The sequence below is a fragment of the Nakamurella panacisegetis genome, assembly GCF_900104535.1.
In the GTDB taxonomy this organism is placed as follows: Bacteria; Actinomycetota; Actinomycetes; order Mycobacteriales; family Nakamurellaceae; genus Nakamurella; species Nakamurella panacisegetis.
The window spans coordinates 706,761-728,411 of record NZ_LT629710.1; the positions used below are offsets into that span (position 1 = coordinate 706,761).

Genomic DNA, 21,651 nt, shown 5'->3' on the forward strand with positions numbered 1-21,651 from the left:
GCCTCGACCGCGGGTGACGACCGCTGCGTCCTGCCCGCCCGGCTCACCGTCGGCGGACTGGGCGCAGGGTAGCGAGGCGACACCGGCAGGTGGCGGCCGAGATCAAGGTGAACGCCTTCAGGCCGGCTGCCTGGACGTTGACACTGCCTGTGCCGCAGCGGGTCCGGTCGACCCGCGGACGACCAGTTGGGTCGGCAGGCGGACCGCCCGCGGGGTCTGTCGGTCGCCCGCCAGGCGTCGCTCCAGCAGTTCCAGACTCAGCGCCCCCGCGCGGGCCATCGGCACGGCAACGGTCGTCAGGGTCGGGTGGGTGATGGCCGCGAGCGGGATGTCGTCGATACCCACCACGCTGAGATCCTCGGGTATCCGTACGCCCAGTGCTCGAGTTCCGGCGACCACCCCGAGCGCCATGAGGTCGTTGTGGGTGATCACCGCGGACGCCCCGGTGGCCATCACACTGGCGGCGGCCGCCGTGCCTCCGGCCACGGTCTCGGCCTGCCAGCCCAGAACCTGGAGGTCCAGACCGGCTTCGGCGGCCAGCCCACGCACCACGGCGACCCGGTGTTCGTTGGACCAGGACAGCTGCGACCCCTGGACGTAGGCGATCCGGCGGTGTCCAAGAGCGGCCAGGTAGTCAATGGTCTGGCGCAGTCCGTCGCCGGCGTCGGCCACCACACAGTCGGTGCCGATGGCCTCGCGGTTCACCAACACCACCGGGATCCGTGAGCACAGGGCCAGGATGTGCTCGGCATCCAGGCGCGGGGAGCACACCACCATCCCATCGACCCGTTCGCGCAGGTGCGTGATGACCTCCCGCTCGCGTTCCGGATTCAGGTCGGTGTCGGCCAGGACGACCGTCTGCCGCCGATACCACCCCTGGCCCTGCGCGGCCTTGACGAAGGCGGCGAACACCGGGTTCGCGATATCCGGAACGATGACGGCAATCGTGGTGGCCCCGTCCTCCGCGAGGGGCTCCACCAAGCGGGCAACGGGGGGCTGGTAGCCCAGTTCCTGGGCCACGGCAAGAACCTTGCGGAGGGTCTCGGCGCCCACCCGTTCCGGATCGCTGTAGGCACGCGAGGCCGTGGACAGTGCGACACCCGCGCGCTTGGCAACGTCGGTCAAGGTCGCGGCCACGAGGGCCTCCAAGTCTGGATCGGGTGTTTCCTTCGATTGATTCACGCTCGAGTCTGCTGTTGTTGCACAACCTTGTCAATTATTGCGCGGATCCGGAGCGGCGCCCGCGCGAGGCGGGTCAAGCCCCTCACAGACGGCGGGGTTGGAGGTGGACGGCGGGTGATCCGGCGGCCTGGAAACTCCCGGGCAAGCATTGACAAGATTGCGCAAGGTTGTCATAGTTGTGATCGGCGTCGCAATGAGGTGACGTCCATGGGACCAAGTGCAGGAGCGGTCATGAGAATCGTCGTCAGCGACGCGAACCTTGCCTCCTGGCGGAGCGATCTGGAATCGGCCCTGCCCGACGGCACCGTCGTGGCCTGGCCCGATCCGACCGATGACGTCGCGATCGGACAGGCGCTGATCTCCGCGGACGTGCTCGTCGGGCCCCGGTTCACCGCCGAGATGGGTGAGGCCGCAACCAACCTGCGGCTGGTCCAGGTCGCGGGCGCCGGTACGGACAAGATCGACGTGAACGCGCTGCCGCACGGAGCGAAGGTGGCCAACACGTTCCACCACGAGGACTCCATCACGGAGTACGTCGTCGCGGCAACGGTGATGCTGCGACGCGGAATCCGGCAGCAGGATGCCGCACTCCGTCGCGGTGAGTGGGTTACACCCGCGCATGACGCGGCCCAGCCCTGGGTCAGCGGTCTGGCCGGTGCCACCGTCGGGTTCGTCGGCTTCGGCCACATCGGTGCCCGCACCTGGGAGTTGTTCAAGGCCTTCCGGGCCCATGGGATGACCGTCACCCGCCGGGGCGAGATCGATGCCACGGCACAGGGACTCGAATGGGCGGGCACGGTCGATGACATCGACAAGCTCCTCGAGATGTCCGACGTCGTCGTGGTTTCGGCGCCCCTGACGCCGGAGACCACGGGAATGATCGGGGGGTCCGAGCTCTCCCGGATGGGCCCGTCGGCCGTGCTGGTCAACGTCGGACGCGGACCGTTGGTCGATCAGGACGCGCTGTACGCCGCCCTGCGGGACGGCGCGATCGGCGGCGCGGCCATCGACGTCTGGTATGACTACCCGCCCGCCGGACACACCGGATCACCGTCCACCCAACCCTTTCACGAGTTGAGCAATGTACTGATGACCCCTCACTCCTCGGGACTGACCCGGCAGACCTTCGACGGTCGCGTCGTCGACGTCGCCGAGAACATCAACCGGCTCGCCGCCGGCCGACCGCTCCGTAACGTCGTGGCGGTGGCGTCATGACGGGCAACGTCGACAAGATCGTCTCCGCGCAGGTCATCGTCTGCAGCCCGGGCCGCAACTTCGTCACGCTGAAGATCACCACCGACGACGGACTGGTCGGCTGGGGGGACGCCACGCTCAACGGCCGCGAGTTGTCGGTGGCCAGCTACCTGCGGGACCACGTGGCTCCCCTGTTGATCGGCCGGGACCCGGCCCGGATCGAGGACACCTGGCAGTACCTGTACCGCGGGGTGTACTGGCGGCGCGGTCCGGTCACCATGGCCGCGATCGGCGCGGTCGACGTCGCGCTCTGGGACATCAAGGGCAAGGTGACCGGGCAGCCGGTGTACCAGCTGCTGGGCGGCGCCGTCCGGGACCGGATCCTCAGCTACACCCACGCCACCGGTTGGGACATCCCGGCCCTGCTCGACTCACTCGACGAGAAAAAGGCTCTCGGTTTCCAGGCCCTGCGGGCGCAGACCGGGGTTCCCGGGCTGGACACCGTCTACGGCGTCACCAAGGGCGGAAAGCCCTACGAGCCGGCCGGCCGGGGCGCGGCACCGATCGAAGAGGTCTGGGACACCGATGCCTACCTGCGGTACGCCCCCAAAGCGTTGGCCGCGGCGCGCGAGCACGTCGGACCGGAACTGAAGCTTCTCCACGACGCGCACCACCGGCTCACCCCCAACCAGGCGGCACGGCTGGGCAAATCGCTGGAAGCGGTCGATCTGTTCTGGCTGGAGGACGTCACTCCGGCCGAGAACCAGGAGGTGCTCCGGCACATTCGGGCGCACACCACCGTTCCGCTCGCGATCGGCGAAGTGTTCAACACGGTCTGGGAATTCCAGACGCTGATCACCGAGCAGCTCATCGACTTCGTCCGCGCCGCTGTGTCGCATGCGGGTGGGATCAGCCCGCTCCGCCGGATCGCCGCTCTGGCCGACCCCTGGCAGATCAAGCTCGCGCCTCACGGCCCGTCGGACATCTCCCCCATCGCCCTCGGGGCGTCCACCCACATCGGCCTGTCCACGCCCAATTTCGCCATCCAGGAATACATGGGCTACCCCGATCTGACCAACGAGGTCTTCCCACACTCGTGGAGCTATGCCGATGGCCACCTGCACCCGGGGGACCAGCCCGGTATCGGGGTCGAACTGGACGAGGCGCTGGCCGCGAAATTCCCCTATGAACCCGCCTACCTACCGGTCGCCCGACGCGTCGACGGCTCGATGACGGACTGGTGACCACGATGACTCCGCCTTTGCTGACGGCGGCGACCACGCCGGCCACCGCCCTGATCCACCCCCGTAGTTCCCTCACGACGGGGATCGTCCACCTCGGGCTGGGCAACTTCCACCGCGCGCACCAGGCCGTCTACACGGCCCAGGCGCTGCGGGTCGAGGACGGGCCGTGGGGCATCCTGGGGGTGGCCAATCGATCCGGAGCCATTGTCACCGCCATGCGGCAACAGGATCTCCGGTACGCCGTGCTGGAGATCTCGCCGGAGGGCTCCGAGGCCGTCGTCCCCGCCGTCCACACCGGGGCCGTCGTCGCCGCCGACGACCCGAACGTCGTGGTCGACGCCATCGGCAGCTCCGGGACGGCGATCGTCACGCTGACCGTCACCGAACACGGCTACACCTACTCCCCCCGCACCCACCGGCTCGACGTCGACTCCCCCGCGGTCCGGTCCGATCTGAACCCGGCCAACCCGCCGGTCACCAGCATCGGACAGATCGTCCGCGGCCTGCAGCGCCGTGTCCGCACCCACGGCCGCGCCGTCACCATCCTCAGTTGCGACAACCTGTCCCGCAACGGATCTCACACCGGAAGGCTGGTCCGGGAATTCGTCGAGGCGATGCCGGCCGCGGAGCAACGCGACCTGCTCTCCTACCTGGACCAGGCGGTGACCTTTCCCGACAGCATGGTCGACCGGATCGTGCCGACCACCACCGACGCCGAGCGGCAGGCGGTGGCCCGGATACTCGGCGTCCGCGACCAGATCCCGGTGCCCGCCGAACCGTTCTCCATGTGGGTCATGCAGGACGAATTCGCCGCCGGACGCCCCGCGTGGGAACACGGTGGAGCGGTCTTCACCGACGACGTCCATCCCTACGAGATGCTCAAACTCCGGCTGCTGAACGGAACGCATTCGCTGATCGCCTATCTCGGTGCTCTGGACGGCCGGCCCACGATTCCGGATTCCGCCGCCCGGACCTTCATCGCCGACGCCGCCCGCCGCGTCCTGCTCGAGGACTACCTGCCGTCGATCACGGTCCCGGACGACATCGACCTGGACACCTACGTCGATCAGCTGTTCACCCGTTGGTCGAACTCCGCGCTCGGGCACGGCACCCATCAGGTCGGATCCGACGGCTCGGTCAAGCTCGCCCAGCGGATCCCCGAGCCGGCGCTGCTGCACCTGGACAACGGCCGGATGCCGCATCATCTCGCCCTCACCCTGGCCGCCTACCTGACCTGTGTCGCCCCGCCCGCCGGTTACGAGCCCGGACCGCACGCGGCCGCGATGAGCGACCCGGCCCGAGCCGGCCTGGTCGCACTGCAGAGCGAAACCTCCAGCAGTACCGCGTTCGTGAAGGCGGTACTGGACGGCGGCCTGCTCGGTCAGGACCTGGCCCAACACCCCGAGTTCATCACCAGAACGGCCGAATTCCGCGACATCCTCGCCCGGCACGGTAGCGCCGCAGCCGCCGCCGAGGCCGCCGCGGCTTCCGACCACGAGATCCACCCCTTGGCCAGCACCCGCGCTTGACCCTTCGGACGCGCATCCATCATCGCCTTGAGACAACGGAGTTTCACGTGACATCGACTACCGCCCAGTTCATTCCGCCCGGCCGCAGCCTGCCCACCCGTACCAGGGCGGCCATGCTCTACGGGGCCAGGGATCTGCGCACGACCGAGATGGACATTCCTGCTCTGGGCGACGACGACGTCCTGGTGCAGGTCGCCGCGGTCGGGGTCTGCGGCTCGGACATGCACTACTACGACGCCGGCCGGAACGGCCAGAACATCCTGCGCCGGCCCACCGTGCTCGGCCACGAGGCCGCCGGAGTGGTCGTCGCCAAGGGACCGGCCGCCGCCGTGCCGGTCGGCACCAGGGTCGCCATCGAACCTGCCGTCGGATGCGGTAACTGCCCGACCTGCCGCCTGGGTGCGTACAACATCTGCCCAACCGGAACGTGTTTCGGCTCCCCTCCCACCCACGGCACGATGACCGAATACCTGGTGGCTCCCAGCCGGGCCGCACATCCGTTGCCCGACACCATCGACACCATCACCGGGTCGATGATCGAACCCCTCGCCGTCGCCGTCTGGGCCGTCCAACGGGCTCAGGTCGCGGTCGGCCATCGCCTGCTGATCACCGGGGCCGGACCGATCGGGCTGCTCGTCACCCAGGTCGCCCGCGCGGCCGGCGCCGTCGAGATCACCGTCACCGACATCAACGACGACCGGCTCGCCGTCGCCGCCCAGCTCGGGGCGACCAGGACCATCAACACGGCCCGCACCCCCCTGGACGAACGCCCGGTCCACGACCGGGTGATCGAATGCACCGGCAACGCCGCCGTCCTCTGGTCCGCCATCCGCACCGTCACCCCGCACGGCCGGGTCACGGTGGTCGGCCAGGCCCAGCCCAGCGTCGACGGACTGCCCCTGGCCGTCCTGCAGCGATTCGAGATCGATCTGGTCACGGCGTTCCGCTACGCCCACGCCTTTCCGACCGCGATCGCATTGGTCGAATCCGGGGCGGTCGACATCGAGCGCATCATCACCGGACGTTTCACCCTGGATCAGGCAGCCGAAGCCGTACAGGCCCCGGTCACCGATCCGCGACACCTGAAGGTCGTCGTCATTCCGTAGTCCTGGTTATTCGGTATTCCCCCCATTTGTGCGTTGTTTGGCATTCCCGCCGTACTCGTAGTCCTGATCTTCCCCACCGTGGCCGGCTGTCCCGCCGTCCCGCCCCTTGCTCGCATCCCGGCGAGCCCAGCCCCTGAGGATCCCCGTCATGACCGAAACAGCACCGCGGGTCGGCAAACCCGGTGAAGTCGCGCACGTCGACCCGAAGAACGTCAGGCGCGCCGCCTGGGCCGGCATGGTCGGCACCGCCCTGGAACAGTACGACTTCATCATCTACGGCACGGCGTCGGCGCTGATCTTCAGCAAGCTGTTCTTCCCGAACATCTCTCCCGTGGCCGGCCTGATCGCATCCTTCTCCGCGTACGCCATCGGATTCCTGGCCCGCCCGCTGGGCGGCCTGTTCTTCGCCCACTTCGGTGAGAGATACGGGCGGAAGTGGGTTCTGGTCAGCACCCTGTTCCTGATGGGAGCGGCCACGTTCCTCATCGGCTGCCTTCCCACCTTCAAGTCGGTCGGTGTGCTGGCCCCCATCCTGCTGGTCGTCCTGCGCTTCCTGCAGGGCTTCGGCGCCGGCGCCGAGCAGGCCGGCGGCGCCACCCTGCTCACCGAGACGGCCCCGCTGGGCCGCCGCGGACGCCTTTCGTCGTTCGTCATGGTCGGTGCGGCTCTTGGCACCGTTCTCGGCGCTACGGCCTGGGTCCTGGCCCAGAAGCTCCCCGACGACATCCTGATGTCCTGGGGCTGGCGGATGATCTTCTGGGCCAGCATCTTCGTCACCGCCGGGGCCTGGATCATCCGGGTGAGAATGGCCGAGAGCCCGATCTTCGAGGAACTGAAGAAGGCCATCGACGTCGAGCACGCCGCACCATTGAAGGATGTCGCCAAGCACGGCAAGAAGAATGTCCTCAAGGTCATCTTCATGAACTGGGGCATCAGTACGCAGTCCTACACCTACCAGGTGTTCATGGCTTCCTACCTGGTCACCTTCGTCCACGTGAACAAGAGCTTCGTTCCCAACGTGTTGTTGTACGGGGCGCAGTTCGGGGCGGTCGCCGCCTACGTCATGGGCGTGTTGGCGGACAAGATCGGTCGCCGCCGGATGTTTCTCATCCTGGCCGGCGCGGCCATTCTGATTCCCTTCCCGGCCTTCATCGCCTTGAACACCGGATCGCACTTCTGGATCATCGTGGTGATGGCGCTGGGCTTCATCACCGCCGCCCAGGGCATCACCGCGGTCACCATGAGCTTCTTCCCGGAGATGTTCGGAGCGCGGTACCGCTACGCCGGTGTCACGCTGGGCCGCGAGTTCTCCTCGATCATCGGTGGTGGCGTGGCTCCACTGGTCGCGACCGGCCTGATGGCGTGGTTCTTCAACTCCTGGATCCCGGTCGCCGCGTACATGGTGCTGACCATGGTCGTGAGCTTCCTGATCGCCCGGACCGTGCCGGAAACGGCCGACCGCGACCTGCAGGTCCTCACCGACGCGCAACCCGGCGAATCCCGACTGGGTGTGGCCGGCAGCGACCAGACCAGCAGCCACACCGTCGGTGCCCTGCGCCCGAGCCCGGAGCCGGCCAGCGTGCCGACCATCTAGGTCGCGCATCCTCCCGGATGAGACCCGTTCCCCGGCTGGGAGAAACCCGGCCGGGGAACGCCCATCGCCATCGACTGACCCGCACCCGTCGCGAGAAACGGCCGTGATCACCATGTTCAGCACGCTCCTCTCCCCTGGACGGACTCCGGGGTCGGTGGTGACCCTCGGGGAGACGATGGCTCTGTTGACCACGCCCACCGGCGGCCGGCTCCGCAGCGGAGCCGGTGTGCCGGTGGGGATCGGGGGCGCCGAATCGAATGTCGCGATCGGGTTGGCCCGGCTCGGTGTCCGGTCCACGTGGATCAGCCGGGTCGGCGACGACGCGTTCGGCGCCCTGGTCACCCGGGAGATCCGGGGCGAGGGTGTCCACGTGGCCGCACATCTGGACGCCGAGGCGCCGACCGGGATGATGGTGAAGGAACTGCGCGACGGCCGACCGTGGCGAGTTCGCTACTACCGCAGCAACAGCGCGGCGTCGCGCCTGGGTCCCGACGACATCGATCCCCGCGCGATCTCCGATGCGGACGTCCTCCACCTCACCGGCATCACCCCGGCCCTGGGATCAGAACCCCTGCGGGCGGTGGAATACGCGATCGAGATCGCCCGCCGATCAGGCACCCTCGTGAGCCTCGACATCAACTTCCGGGCCACCCTCTGGTCGGCCGAGCAAGCTGCCCCCGTACTCGCTCGGATCGCCGGCGCCGCCGACATCGTCTTCGCCGGACCGGAGGAAGCCGCCCTCCTCCTCGGCTGGCCGCCGCCAACCGGGGGATCAACGGTCGAGCACGGCGAGGAGCTGGCGCGTGGGCTGATCGGACTCGGCCCGGAAACGGCGGTGGTCAAACTCGGAGCCCTCGGCGCAGTCGGTGTGACGGCCGAGGGCGCGCACTATGCGCCGGCGCGGAGCATCGCCGTCGTCGATGCCGTCGGGGCCGGTGACGCCTTCGTGGCCGGCTACCTCAGCGAACTGGTCGCCGGCGCATCGCTCCTCGACTGCCTGCGCATGGGCAACGTCCTCGGCGGCGCGGTCTGCCAACAACCCGGCGACTGGGAGGGCCTGCCCACCCGGGCCGAGCTGACCCACCCACTGCCGGCCGGCGACGTCGTCCGGTGAGCGCCAACATCTCGGACCGACCGGCACCCAGTCGCTGTCGACATCCCCAACCCCTGGAAGAGATCTGATGAGCGAGTCGCTGCTGCACCGATGCCCCGTCGTTCCGGTCGTGGTCATCCACGACGCGGCCCACGCGCTGCCTCTCGGCGAGGCGCTCCTAGCCGGCGGCATCACCGTTGCCGAGATCACCCTGCGCACCGCCGCCGGCATCGGCGCCATCGAGGCCCTGGCCACGGCCCTTCCCGAACTGCACGTCGGCGCGGGCTCCGTCCTGGTCGCCGAACACGTCGACCAGGTCGTCGACGCGGGCGCCCGGTTCGTGGTCAGCCCGGGTCTGTCGGTGGCCGTCCTGGCCCGGGCCCAGGCGCGAGGAGTCGCGGCCCTGCCCGGCGTCGCCACCTCCTCCGAACTGATGACCGCGGTGGGCCTCGGGGTGACCGAAGTGAAATTCTTCCCGGCCGGCCTGCTCGGCGGCCCCGCCGCGATCCGCGCCCTCGCCGCGCCGTTCACGTCCATGACGTTCATGCCCTCCGGCGGCGTCAGCGCCGACAACATGGCCGACTACCTCGCCATCCCCGCCGTTCCTGCGGTCAGCGGCAGCTGGATGGTCGACCCCGGCCTTCTGGCCGAGGGCCGGTGGGACGAGGTCACCGCCCGGTCGGCGGCGGCGATCCGGGCGGCGCGCGGAAGTGGTGCGTTTCAGCGGGTTGTGTGAGCGGCGATGAGCAGGGTGGAGGCCGTCGAAAAGGATCGGGCCGCCGGGCCTGTGAGACCAGAGAGGGCCAGTGCGCCGATGCTGCGCACTGCCCTGAACTGGGGGAATGTGGTGGAGCTGCGGAGAATCGACCCGGACCTCTTCGATGTGAACGACAATCACGCCGATTCCGGCCCGCACAACCTCGGACAACTGGCCGCTGACCAGCGACAATCATCATCCAGGTTCATGCCGCTTCACCGGCGATCGGCACCAAGTGTGCCCGATATGTGCCCACGCCGTTGAACACCGCGAACTGGCCGCCAGAGTCCACTTGTGGCTCCGCAACACCTTGTTGCTCCCCATGACGAACCATTGCTCACACGCTCGCGATGCTCTCAACTCGCTGCCGATCTTGAACATCGGCCGCGGCTCGAGGGGACTGTCTCCGAAACGGTGTTTCCGGCCCGACACGCTGAGCCAGCCTGGCCGGCGGGGAAGGTGCCGTGATGACTACGACACTTGATGCTGTGAACGCGAGGAAGAAGCCGGATCCGGCTGCGGAGGCTGCTGCGGCCGCGGAGCTGGTCCGGATGGGCCCGGGAGAAGGGTTGGTCGTTGACCGGCCCGGACGGCTGCTCAAACAGCTCACCAAAACGGTCCTGGAGACTGCGCTGAACGAGGAGATGACCGAACATCTCGGCTACGAGAAACACGACCCCTGCCGGTCGGGAGTCCGGGAACATCCGCAATGGCACCCGCGCCAAAACGGTGCTCACCCAGTCCACCGGGCATGTCGACATCGAGGTGCCCAGGGACCGGGCCGGCACCTTCGAGCCGCAGATCGTGAAGAAGCGGCAACGCCGGTTGACCGGGGTCGATGAGATCGTGCTGTCGTTGTACGCGAAGGGATTGACCACCGGCGACATCTCGCCCACTTCGCCGAGATCCACGGCACTTCGGTGTCGAAGGAAACCATCTCCAGGATCACTGACAAGGTCATCGAGGAGATGCAGACCTGGCAGACCCGGCCGCTCGAGCAGGGGCGGTTTCTAGCGAACGTTGCGAATCATTGAGTTGCCAGTCGGCGGTCCCATCGTCGCATGAGCTGTGCTGGTGTGCGATCCGCCAGGCACAGGCGTGGTCGCGAGTTCATTTCCGCTGTTACCTGAGCGAGGTGGGCGGCGGTGATGAGCGAGAGGTCGGTGCCCTTCGGAAAGTACTGTCTCAAGAGGCCATTGGTGTTTCGTTGCTGCCTCGCTGCCAGGGTGAGTGTGGATCCGCGAAGTAGATTTTGATCTTGGTGGCCCGTTCGATCCGGTCGTGGTGAAACATCTCGTTGCCCTGGTCCCAGGTCAGTGTGCGACGCAGCGCTGGTGGCATGCCGGCGAACACAGCGATCAGTGCGTCACCGACGGATTGGGCCGAATGTCCGTCGGGCAGTGGGACCAGGACGGTGTGTCTGGTCTTGCGTTCGACCAGTGTTGCGATCGCAGACCGTTGTCCCGCACCGATGATGAGGTCACCTTCCCAGTGACCGACCTGACCGCGACGCTCGACCACGGCCGGCCGGTTTGAGATCGACTTCATCTTGGTCAACTGCTTCATCGCGCCTTCACGGGTTCGGCCCCTACCTCTGCGGTGGCGGTAGATACGGGCCGTACGCAGGTTGCTAGGGGTCTGTGATTGAAGTTGTTTTGCGGATGGCTTTGGTGAGGATCTGGTCGGCTGTTTTGGTCCAGACGAACGGGTGGGCGCGGTCGTTCCAGCCGTTGATGAAGCCGCGGATCTTGCCGGTGAGTTGGCTGACGGAGGTGAAGGTGCCGCGGTGGATGGCTTGTCGTTCGATGATGCCGAACCACACTTCGACCAGGTTCATCCAGGATGCGGAGGTGGGGGTGAAGTGGACGTGGATGCGGGGGTTGTCAGCCAGCCAGTCGCGGATTTCGATGCGTTTGTGGGTGGCGTAGTTGTCCATGACCAGGTGCAGGTCGGTGTCGGGGTAGGCCTTGGCGACTTGTTTGAGGAACCGCAGGAACTCCTGGTGGCGGTGTCGGGGTTGGCATATTCCGGTGACGGTGCCGGTGGCGATGTCCAGCGCTGCGAACAGGGTGGTGGTGCCGTGGCGGACGTAGTCGTGGGTGCGTTTGGCCGGCACGAAAGGTCGCATCGGCAGCATCGGCGCGGTCCGGTCCAGCGCCTGGATCTGCGATTTTTCGTCGACGCAGAGCACCACCGCGTTTTCTGGTGGGGCCAGGTAGAGCCCGACGACGTCGGTGACCTTGGCGATCAGTTCCGGGTCGGTGGAGAATTTGAACGTCTCGGACCGCCACGGCTGAACACCGGCCTCGCGCCAGGCCTTGGCGACGGTGCTGTTGCTGGTCTTCAGATGCTGGGCCAGCAGTCGGGAGGACCAGTGGGTCACCCCGAGCCGCTGCGGCGGCGGCCTCAACGTGGTGGCGATGATCTTCAGCCGGTCCACCTGGCGGGGCCGGCCGGAACGTTGCTCGTCGAACAGACCGTCGATCCCGTCCTTGGCATACCGCGCCCGCCACCCGGTCACCGTCGGACGGGAAACCCCGACCCGCTCGGCGATCTCGGTGTTGGACACGCCGTCAGCGGCCAACAGCACGATCCTGGCCCGCTGCGCCAGACCGGCCCGCACCGACGAGGACCGCACCCAGCTCTCCAACTGCTTCCGCTCGCCATCCCGCAACACCAGTGCCGGTATCCGCATGACCAATTGTCCCAAAAACAACCGCCAAACTACTTACGCCACACCGCACTAGCTCACAGGTGTCGAGCAGTTCGGCAACCCCGGGCAAGTTGAAGGTAATCGACGTGACATCCGACACAGGCGCGCTCACGCGAGCAAGGTTAGACGGTGATCGCGTCGATGGCGAGCTCTTGACTGCCGTGTCGTTAAGTCTCCGACGCGCTACGTTCAACCGCTGGCCGTTACGATCGCCGTCTGACCGTTCGGGCGCGGAGTTCACGATCGAAGGGCGATGGCACACTGCCAACCGAGCCGTGTACTTCTCGGGTAGTGGACCATGAATCTTGCGAAGGGGAGGCGACGATGACTGAGGGGTTCGACCGGGGACGGCATGCGGCGCCTGCCAACTGGGCAGATGCCTTCCCCTGGCTCCCAAGCGTGGTCTCCGATGAGCAGCCGGACGGCTGGCCGAACGTTGCGTTGGACAGTACGCCCGAACTGCGGGAGGAACGCATCAGCGCAATCGCGACATCTCTGATCTCACGGCTGTCGAATCGCGCACTGGGTGAGGTGCTGCCTACGTTGCCACCGTCGACGACCATTGCCAGCCTATCTCTTTCTACTCGCGGACAAAACATGGTCCATCGCGCCGGATACCGGACTACTGGCGACCTGGATGAACTGAGCCCCCTGGACATGCTTCAGTGGCGTGGGATGGGGGCCGGCACGCTCGATGACATCATCCAGTCGCTTGTCGACCGTTCGGCACAACACGCTGCCCGTGGTTATGCAAGGGACATAACGGACGGGGCGCGCCGTCTGACACCAAAAGGATCCCACTGCGGGCTCGGTCAGGATGCGCCCCAGCAGACGCCGTATGCCGCTGACTTGCGAACCCTGGCGGACTGGGCTGCGTTCATTGGCGCAACGGAAGAGCCGGTCTTGGCTGGTCCGCTGCCTCCCTGGGCACCCGCCGGAGCCAAGGAGGCTCTCGATCGGCTTTTGAAGCTAGTACCGAGGGACATCGAGGATCCGAGCGGGCGGCGGGCGGATGTCGCAACGAAGCTGACCGACGCACTCGAAGGTCTCGATGACCGGCAGCTGGACATTTTGGCGCGACGCATGTTCGCGGATTACCCGGCCACGCTCGATGAGCTGGGTCGTGAACTCGGGGTTACCCGTGAGCGCATACGTCAAATTGAGTCCAAGGAGCGCGCCCACCTCTCTAGCCTCATCGCCCCGGGCGGTGCGCTTGCCGACATTGGGGCATCCGTCCGGCATGCGATTGGACAAGTCATGCCGCTCGACGACCTTCTTGAACTCTTCCCCTCACTCGGGCAGTGGGTTGCAGGCGTCGAGCAACCTGCCTGGCGGGTGCTTGACCGGATCGACGACGGCTACGAGATCGAGAATGGCTGGTGCCTCACGCCGTCGCGGACTGCGGTTCGCGCCGACACCCAGGTCGAGTTGCAGGAGCTTGCCGACCAGTACGGCGTCGTCCGATTGGAAGCAATCACGCTGGTCAAGACGATTCACGGGGAACGCCAAGCCGAAGTCACGGCGGCTTGGCTCGACAGCTGCGGAGGCTACGTCGTCGACGGTGGCCACGTTTTCAGCCGCACATCCTCGGTTGGCGACTACGCCGCAGCGATCTTGTCGGTCACGGGCACGCCGCTCGGGTCGCAGGAAATTGTTGATCGTTTCGCCTTCGAGCGTAGCGTTGGATCGTTGCGCAACGCGATGAGCGTGGATGACCGTTTCAAAAGAATCGACCGCGACCGCTGGGCACTCACCGAGTGGGGAATGGACGCCTACGCGGGCATTCGGTCAAAGATTCGCGAGGTAGTCACCCAGTCGGGTGGTACAGCTCAACTGGATGATCTCATCGAGTCAATCACCTCCCGTTACAGCGTGAGCGCGAGCAGCGTGGTGACGTACGCCAGTGCACCGCCGTTCGAGACTCGGGACGGCATTGTGCGGGTCGCGGATACGAAACGAGGAGAGCGGAAGACACCTGCTCGGACCCGGCGATTGTTTCGCCGCGATGACGCCTGGGCCTACCGCCTGCGGATCTCGACGGAACACTTACGCGGCAGTGGCTCGGTCGCCCCGATCGCCGTCGCTAGCCTACTCAACCTTGAGTACGGAGAAACCCGGCTGTTAGAGACACCCCTCGGACCCCAGACAATCGCTTGGACCGGCACTCAGCCACAGTTCGGAACCATCCGTCGTTTCCTCATGGAAGGCGATATGCAAGCCGATACTGAAGCGTTCCTCGTGATCCGAGATGACGGCACGTTCGCGTTTGAGCCCGCCCGCCATCTGATGGACAAGTCCTTAGAGGACGCCCTGACACTCGTAGGGGCCCGAGCCGGGCTTCAAGGAGACAAGGCGCGCGCCGCGCTGGCAGTGGCTGTCGGATTGCCGGCAACCACTCCCGTCACCAGTATCATCGCCGCGTATCGCGAACGAGGCGATGGCGAGATTGCGGACCTAATCACTGACATCCGCCAGGAACTTGAGGCGGGTCAGTCCTCCGAGCGCGTTGAACACAGCGCTGAGGTCGACGACATCTTGAGCCTGCTGTGACGCCGACACCGCGCAGCCTGCGGAGTCTGCTGTTTGCCGACCGTTACCGAAGCGACAAGGAAGACGTCGTTGCCAACTTTTATGTCCCCGCATTCTCGGTCGCAACTACCTACAGCCGGGCAGTCGGCTACTTCACTTCGACCAGCCTTGCGCTGTTTGCCCGAGGTATCGCCGAATTCGCCGAGCGAGGCGGTACAATGCGGCTGGTCGCTTCCCCGCAGCTGAACGAGGATGACATTGTCGATATGGAGCGCGGCTACGACGTACGCGAGATCGTTGAGCGAGCCACACTCCGTGAACTCGATCGGGACTCACCAGACGCCGTGCTCGACGGGCTGGGGTTGCTCGGTCGGCTAATTGCTGAGGCGCGGTTAGACGTCAAGCTAGCATTCGTTGAACAAGAGGGACGCGTCGGTATCTATCATGAGAAAATCGGTATCTTCCGGGACGGGTCCGGCGACCTAATTGCGTTTACCGGTAGTAGCAACGAGACATACGGTGGCCTGATGGCCAACTTTGAGTCGGTCGAGGTGTATCGCGGCTGGGTTCCCGGTGACGGGAAGCGCGCTTTACGGATGGAGACCGACTTTCAAGCCCTATGGGCGGACCAGACGCCGCATCTGACCGTCGAGCGCTTTCCGGATGTCGCTCGTGAACGTCTGATCAACCTGGGCAACAACCGACCGCAGCGACCACTGCCCGGCCGCGATGACGCCCTTACACCCCCCAAGACCGTCACAACAGGGCCGGCACGCCTAGCGTTGCCCGAGGGGTTGAAAGTTCGCGATTACCAGCGCCAAGCGGTCGAAGCGTGGTTCAGGCAGCAGGGTCGAGGCATCATTAAGATGGCCACCGGGACTGGCAAGACAAAGACTGCTATGATAGCGACGACTAAGCTGGCAGAAGTGTTGCATCAGCGCGAGCAGCCCTTGGTCTTGCTTATCCTGGCGCCGCTCACCCACCTTGTTGATCAGTGGATTACCGAGGTTGAAGGCTTTGGGGTGCGCCCCGTCGCGGTCTATGAGTCGAGCCAGAAATGGCTTGCAACTGTAGAGGAGCAGCTGGCCGCGGCTCGGATGGGGCAGCGTTCCGTCGTGGCATTGGTCGCGACCAATGCATCGTTCGCTGGTGAAAAATTTCAATCGGTTCTTTCTAGAATTTCCTTACCGATTCTCGTCATTGCGGACGAGGCACATAATTTAGGGTCATCCACCTATCGTTCATTACTACCATCAAACGCAACATACAGGTTGGCCCTGTCAGCTACACCCGAGCGATGGTTCGACGACGACGGTACTGACGCACTCGTCAATTACTTCGGCCCGATTGCGTTCGAACTCGGTATCGGGAAGGCCATTGAGATGGGCGCGCTCTGCAGATATGTGTACGTTCCACGCCTCATCGAACTTAACCACACTGAGACAACCCTCTATGCAGACCTATCGGCCCGAATTGCTCGGCTCGCTGTTGGTAATAGCCTGGACGACATCGATCCAAACTCACCACTCGGGTTTCTCCTCCGGCAACGAGCGGGCGTCCTCGGGCACGCAGCAGGGAAACTATCTATACTGACGGCTGACCTCAAAGCACGCCGGGACGAGTGGTTCCAGTTAATTTACTGCGCCGAAGGTCGACGACCGAGCGAGCCCGCTGACCCTCCTGGTCCCAAGCAAATCGATGAAGTAATGAACCTCGTTGGTAACGAGTTGCACTTGTCCGCCCATTCTTACGTGTCCGAGACGCCTCGCGCCGAACGGAGCGTCCTGTTGCGCCGATTTGCGTCTGGCGACAGCCTCCGTGCACTCGTTGCGATGCGTTGCCTCGACGAAGGAGTCGACATCCCTGATGCACGAGTCGGGTACCTGCTTGCGAGCAGCAGCAACCCACGCCAATTCATCCAGCGCCGCGGTCGTCTCCTGCGTCCAGCTGAAGGCAAGGAACGAGCGGAGATTATCGACTACCTGGCGGTTCCCCCAAGCGGGCTGCCAACGAACTTCAACGTCGAGCGGGCTTTGCTCGTACGCGAGCTCGAACGAGCTAACGAGTTCGGCAGGCTATCGGAAAACTATGCGACTACACTACAAGTACTGCGCCCACTGAAAGAGCGCTACCAACTTATGAATATGTGAACGTGAATAGCCGCAATCAAGATCACGGAAGGACAAGAAGTGAGCGGAAAGCAAACAGAGAAGCAGGTACTCGAAGATCTAAGCGACGAGCAACGGGCTCTGCTCAAGCGAGTGCTGGAGATTGAACGGGCCAAGCTTCACATTACGGCATATGACGCGACTGACGACCTGCTCGCCGCAGTGAAGGAGATTCTCCCGTGAAACTCCAGTCAATTACTCTAACAAACTTCCGGCAGTTCCAAGGCATCCAATCTATTAACTTGACATCAGACGCTATCAAACCGGTGACGCTACTGTTCGGGGCGAATGGCGCAGGCAAAACGACCTTACTCAACGCCTTTACTTGGGGACTGTATGGCAGCATGTCGGACGACGTCGAGCAGCAAGACCGCATGATTACCGACACAGTGTGGCGCGGTCTGCCGATGGGTCAGTCGGCCGACGTCGCTGTTGAGATTTGTTTCGCCCACGAAGGTCAAGACTATCGCCTGCACCGCGGTGCCACGCTGCGTAAAGTAGGCGACGAACAGGGCCGGTTGTCGCCCCAGCTGCAGCTATGGACGACCCAGGCAGACGGATCCTCAGAAGCAAGTCACGCTCCACAGGAAACTGTCCTAAGCATTTTACCAGTAGGGGTGAGCCGCTTCTTCTTCTTCAATGGCGAGCGAATCGAGAACCTTGTCAAGAAGGGTGCATACGCCGAAGTTCAGAAAGACATCAAAGTACTACTGGACCTTGAGCAGGTTGAACGCGCGATTTCGCATCTGCCGAAGGTGAATCGAAAGTTGACGGCCGAGCTTGCAAAGCACGGCGGTGCAACGTTAAGCGCGATTCAAGATGGCATCGATAAGCTAACTGATCGCCAGTCGAAGTCCAAGGACGAGCTTAAGGTCATCGAAGCAGATCTGGCAACCCTAGCCGAGGAGCGGGATGCAACCACAGAGCTGTTGCGGCAGCACGCTGAGGCGGCACCGATTCAGGCTGAACGTGATGCAGTCTCAACCGAACTCGGTGAAGCCAAGAACTCGCGGGATGCGGCAGTTGCTGAACAGGCCACATTAGTCGCAACTAAGGGGTTCCAGGCGTTTACTGAAGAACTGGGCGACAAGACGAGAGGCGTGGCAGACAATCTGTACGAAAAAGGGGCGTTGCCAGCTCCGTTGAAACGCGAGTTCGTTGATCAATTGCTCGACGACGGTGCTTGTATATGCGGTACGCAGTTGGTTGAGCATTCCGATCCGTGGGAACACGTCAAGGAATGGCGCCAACGAGCCGGACTTCAGGCCGTCGAGACCGCGTGGCAGCAACTCAGTGGACAGATTGCGCTACTCGCAGATGCACGTAGTGGGCTGCGAGATGCGCTGGCAATGCTTATGGGCCGAGTCCAAACCGAGCGCGACCGCGTGGCCCGACTCGAAGCCCGCAAGTCGGAGATCGATGGCAAACTTAGGGATAGCCGACTGGAGGGCGTGCAAGACTTGGAAACCAAACGCATGGACCTTGAAGGCAGAATCGCCGTCAAGAACCAGCGCAAGGGCTCACTTGAAACCGAGCTCGCCAACATCGCCAAAGAAATCGAACACAGGACGAAGGAACGGTCACGCGCTCAGGTTACTGACGAACTGGCCTCGAAGGCTCGGTCTCGGTCGGATCTCGTGCAATACGTCAAGAAGGCGCTTGAGGACATTTTATCGATTCGGGAGGAGGATATGCGCCTTCGGCTCGATGCTGAGCTAAAAGCGGTTTTCAAGAGCATCACGCACCAGGCACACGTCCCGACGCTTAGTGAAGGGTTCGAGCTTACGCTGCACAAGGATGTCAATGGTGTCCAATTGCAAGTTCCGAAGTCGACTGGTGAAAACCAGATTCTTAGCCTGAGCTTTGTAGCGGCTGTATCCAAGATTGCCCGCGAGGTTCGCAAGGGCCGTCGCGCGGAAGGGGCGTCGGCGGCAGACGCAGGTACGTTCCCGATTGTCATGGACGCTGCGTTCGGATCTCTTGACCAGGACTATCAGGAGGCCGTCTCACGAGCGCTTGCGAAGATGGCGCCTCAGCTCGTGGTGCTGGTAAGCAAGAGTCAAGGACTCGGCAAAGTTGTCAAAGAGCTGCTTCCATACGTCAGCCACCTAGGGGTTATTGAGACCCATACCACGGCCGAAGGAAACGTTTCTGATGACATCGAGCTGGAGGGTATGTCTTACCCGTACATCCGTTCTGCCGATACCGATCACTCCGAGCTGAAAGTAATCAAATGACTTTGCAAAGCGAGATTCGGGCACGGCGCCCTCAGCAGCATGAAGCGCTGATGCTAGAGCTGCAGAGCGAGGGCAGGTTTCAAACCTATCGCGACATCCTCCTGCTGGCGGCAGCGATTGGCCACCGACAAGAGCGCCGTGTTCAATTTGCTGAGTCATCCGGCGACCCGATTCGATATGAGGTGCTAACCACGCCCGGTTTCAGCGACACCTTGATCAACATGATCGCCACCAACGTCATCACTGACGATCCCGAAATTATGGATGGTGCCCGCACTGAGGAACGCATCAAGATCTTCGAGGAATATGCGAACGGTGGACTGGAGTACATACAGGAACAGGTGAACGTGCGACACCAACCGGCCGCGCTCGTCGTCATGGGCCTGGTCACGGAAGCCCTCACAGAGACCGGGGGAATCAAGCAAGTCTCAGTCGATGAGCTGCTGAGCGGCGTCACTTGGGCGTAGAAGCATCGCGGACAAGTCGATGCCCGCGCACGGTGACTCCGGCTGAGGCCAGCGTAAGACGCCAGCCGTTGCGGGTGCCGATGACCTCAGGTCGTTCATACAACCCGGCGCGGACCTCGGCGCGTGTAAGGCGTTCGTAGAGCTGACGCCTTGGGTCGACTTTGCCAAGAAACTCCTCTTTACGGTGAAGCAACGGAGGATTGTCGGATGTCCGGTAGTCGCGCCAATCAATACTAAGTCGCTTCAAATTCACTGTCATAGCACTCACGAGCGCGGGATGAGGGTCGCGATCGAACGACGGGTAGCTAAGAAAGCTGACCTGAGGTTGCTGCACTGAGAGCTTTATCAAATTTGCTTGGTCAATTGTCCCAGTCAAAATCTGCGCACAGGCTACATACACCTGAAGCACAAGTGGTAGCTCCTGGAGCGCCGACCGATGCACGTACAAGGCGGAAGGGGTTTGCTTGCCGACCTTCGAGCTCCGCGCTGATACCAAGATCATCGCAGGGTCGCCGCACGCAAGCAACAGTCGGTCCGCCTGAATGCATGCCGAGTTGTATGTCCCAAACATTGCCTTGATATCAGTCGCTAAGCTTGCGGACAATTGACTTAAGCGCGGACGTCGGCGGAAGCGCGACATCGCAATGTAAAGGAGCAGCTCACCTCGCCGCTGGGCACTCACGCGATCCCAGTAGGTGTCCTCAGTCACTTGGCGAATCAGCCTGATCGCCCGCGCGTTGCTCCCGAACACCTCACGAATGCCGGTTGCCTGCTGATCGACTAGCTCGCCAGCTCGTGGCTGTCGGGCGTGGTCACGCATGAAAGCCATGAGCGGTGCTAGCAGTTCGCGATGGGCGTCGTAACTTTCATGGGGATCAATTTGGACTCTCGGCCGATTTGTGTAGACGCGCGCTGCGAGGAACTGCTCGACGTCGGTGGGATCACGAAATACGTAAAAGATGCCTGGTGCAGCAGCGATGGGCTGGACACCCAGTGTCTGCTCGATCCAACCCCTGAGTTCGGCCTGCTCGTAGAACTTTTGGAAGGTTCCAGTCCGAGTGATCAGGCCGTCGGCTAGGGGGCGTCCGGACAGATCGCGCGCGTCCCAGGTCAGACGTGACGACACGACCAGTAGGCGGCGCGCGAGTGCCCAAGCGGCTCGCAGTGTCTCAGCACGCTCGTCTGGATGCTCAATGACGTTAACCACGTAGCCGAGGTTCACCACATCGGAAGCGATGCGCTCGGCATGCGGGCGATGCGCAGGATCCCACCCAAGAACGCCGTACCCAATGGCCGTCAGGTTCCTGACATCATCACCCCGCCCGCAGCCGTAGTCGAACACGGTCATGCTCGGGTCGAGAACACCATCCGCTACGGCCGTAGCGATGGGCCGCGACAAGGCTGACCGCGTCATCGCGGTCCGATGTCGTGCGACTGTGGACATCAGCCAGCGGCTGAGTCAGCCAGCGCCAGGCTCGCGAGACCGGCGACATTCGCGACTCGTGGATCTCCGACGAGGTAGCCAACTCCACGATGGAGATGCAGCCGGAACTGTTGCGCCAGGGTCTCATCGTCGAGCGCTAGACCGTCCCTGTCACAGCGGTACCGCAACAATGCCCACAGTTCGTCGCCATGGTCGCCGGCGAAGACCCGCCACGTCATCTCGACGTTGCTATCAAACACGAGCTTTACCGCCGGTGGTACTGCAGGCTCGGCTAGCGAACGACAGAAAGCCCAGCGACATAGGACATTCCACTGCGTGAGGCCGGTTCGACGCTTCAAGGTGATGAGCTGATCACGTGCGGTCTGCGTTAGCCGGATGTGCTCGAGTGTCATAG

Annotated in this window: 16 protein-coding genes and 2 pseudogenes; 13 read left to right on the forward strand and 5 right to left on the reverse strand. The window is 64.0% G+C overall.

Annotated elements, in window-relative coordinates; translation table 11 throughout:
• Positions 1-117 precede the first annotated feature (117 nt).
• Positions 118-1,137, reverse strand: a complete 1,020-nt coding sequence (locus tag BLS97_RS03080) for a LacI family DNA-binding transcriptional regulator (RefSeq protein WP_090481173.1) — start codon at positions 1,135-1,137, stop codon at positions 118-120.
• 276 nt (positions 1,138-1,413) lie between these two features.
• Between BLS97_RS03080 and BLS97_RS03085 the strand changes: the two genes are divergently transcribed.
• From BLS97_RS03085 to BLS97_RS03120, 8 genes and pseudogenes are all read left to right on the forward strand, one after another.
• Positions 1,414-2,397, forward strand: coding sequence for a 2-hydroxyacid dehydrogenase (locus BLS97_RS03085; protein ID WP_090474551.1), 984 nt, complete (start codon positions 1,414-1,416; stop codon positions 2,395-2,397).
• Positions 2,394-3,620, forward strand: coding sequence for a D-mannonate dehydratase ManD (manD, locus tag BLS97_RS03090; protein ID WP_090474552.1), 1,227 nt, complete (start codon positions 2,394-2,396; stop codon positions 3,618-3,620). Before BLS97_RS03085 ends, manD begins: the two co-directional genes overlap by 4 nt.
• 5 nt (positions 3,621-3,625) lie before the next feature.
• Positions 3,626-5,149, forward strand: a complete 1,524-nt coding sequence (locus BLS97_RS03095; RefSeq protein WP_090481176.1) for a mannitol dehydrogenase family protein — start codon at positions 3,626-3,628, stop codon at positions 5,147-5,149.
• 47 nt (positions 5,150-5,196) lie between these two features.
• Positions 5,197-6,255 carry an NAD(P)-dependent alcohol dehydrogenase gene (locus BLS97_RS03100; protein ID WP_231988326.1) on the forward strand — a complete coding sequence of 353 codons (1,059 nt, stop codon included), beginning with the start codon at positions 5,197-5,199 and terminating at the stop codon, positions 6,253-6,255.
• A 148-nt stretch (positions 6,256-6,403) separates the two neighbouring features.
• Complete coding sequence (locus BLS97_RS03105) at positions 6,404-7,849, forward strand: MFS transporter (protein ID WP_090474554.1); 1,446 nt, start codon at positions 6,404-6,406, stop codon at positions 7,847-7,849.
• A gap of 112 nt (positions 7,850-7,961) precedes the next feature.
• Positions 7,962-8,963, forward strand: a complete 1,002-nt coding sequence (locus tag BLS97_RS03110) for a sugar kinase (protein WP_090481179.1) — start codon at positions 7,962-7,964, stop codon at positions 8,961-8,963.
• A 67-nt stretch (positions 8,964-9,030) separates the two neighbouring features.
• Positions 9,031-9,678 (forward strand): bifunctional 4-hydroxy-2-oxoglutarate aldolase/2-dehydro-3-deoxy-phosphogluconate aldolase, encoded by a 648-nt coding sequence (gene eda, locus BLS97_RS03115; RefSeq protein ID WP_090474555.1) that lies wholly within the window; start codon positions 9,031-9,033, stop codon positions 9,676-9,678.
• Between the two features lie 488 nt (positions 9,679-10,166).
• Positions 10,167-10,700 (forward strand): annotated as a pseudogene (locus tag BLS97_RS03120) (transposase); the annotation flags it as partial.
• A 26-nt stretch (positions 10,701-10,726) separates the two neighbouring features.
• Here BLS97_RS03120 and BLS97_RS03125 read toward each other — a convergent pair.
• Positions 10,727-11,334, reverse strand: a pseudogene (locus tag BLS97_RS03125) (IS30 family transposase); the annotation flags it as partial.
• On the reverse strand, positions 11,330-12,394 hold the full coding sequence (locus BLS97_RS03130) for an IS630 family transposase (RefSeq protein WP_090474556.1): 1,065 nt from the start codon (positions 12,392-12,394) through the stop codon (positions 11,330-11,332). The pseudogene BLS97_RS03125 and the gene BLS97_RS03130, both read right to left, overlap by 5 nt.
• Before the next feature lie 342 nt (positions 12,395-12,736).
• On the opposite strand from BLS97_RS03130, the gene BLS97_RS03135 reads away from it, so the two are divergent.
• Genes BLS97_RS03135 through BLS97_RS03150 form a run of 5 tightly spaced genes read left to right on the forward strand, consistent with a single transcriptional unit; the run spans position 12,737 to position 19,813 of the window.
• Positions 12,737-14,962 carry a sigma factor-like helix-turn-helix DNA-binding protein gene (locus BLS97_RS03135; protein ID WP_157695137.1) on the forward strand — a complete coding sequence of 742 codons (2,226 nt, stop codon included), beginning with the start codon at positions 12,737-12,739 and terminating at the stop codon, positions 14,960-14,962.
• Positions 14,959-17,091: a DEAD/DEAH box helicase family protein gene (locus BLS97_RS03140; protein ID WP_090474558.1), complete on the forward strand. Its 2,133-nt coding sequence runs from the start codon at positions 14,959-14,961 to the stop codon at positions 17,089-17,091. Before BLS97_RS03135 ends, BLS97_RS03140 begins: the two co-directional genes overlap by 4 nt.
• A 39-nt stretch (positions 17,092-17,130) precedes the next feature.
• Positions 17,131-17,292 carry a hypothetical protein gene (locus BLS97_RS22590; protein WP_157695138.1) on the forward strand — a complete coding sequence of 54 codons (162 nt, stop codon included), beginning with the start codon at positions 17,131-17,133 and terminating at the stop codon, positions 17,290-17,292.
• Positions 17,289-19,346 carry an AAA family ATPase gene (locus BLS97_RS03145; RefSeq protein ID WP_090474559.1) on the forward strand — a complete coding sequence of 686 codons (2,058 nt, stop codon included), beginning with the start codon at positions 17,289-17,291 and terminating at the stop codon, positions 19,344-19,346. The genes BLS97_RS22590 and BLS97_RS03145 overlap by 4 nt, the downstream gene beginning before the upstream one ends.
• The gene (locus BLS97_RS03150) at positions 19,343-19,813 is read left to right on the forward strand and encodes a DNA phosphorothioation-associated protein 4 (protein ID WP_090474560.1); all 471 of its coding nucleotides are present in this window, start codon (positions 19,343-19,345) and stop codon (positions 19,811-19,813) included. Before BLS97_RS03145 ends, BLS97_RS03150 begins: the two co-directional genes overlap by 4 nt.
• On the opposite strand, the gene BLS97_RS03155 is transcribed toward BLS97_RS03150, so the two are convergent.
• Both BLS97_RS03155 and dndE read right to left on the reverse strand, forming a co-directional pair.
• Positions 19,800-21,257 (reverse strand): DNA phosphorothioation-associated putative methyltransferase, encoded by a 1,458-nt coding sequence (locus BLS97_RS03155; protein WP_269457489.1) that lies wholly within the window; start codon positions 21,255-21,257, stop codon positions 19,800-19,802. The genes BLS97_RS03150 and BLS97_RS03155 overlap by 14 nt on opposite strands.
• A complete protein-coding gene (gene dndE, locus BLS97_RS03160) occupies positions 21,257-21,649 on the reverse strand; it encodes a DNA sulfur modification protein DndE (protein ID WP_090474562.1) in 393 nt (130 codons plus the stop codon). Before dndE ends, BLS97_RS03155 begins: the two co-directional genes overlap by 1 nt.
• Positions 21,650-21,651 lie beyond the last annotated feature (2 nt).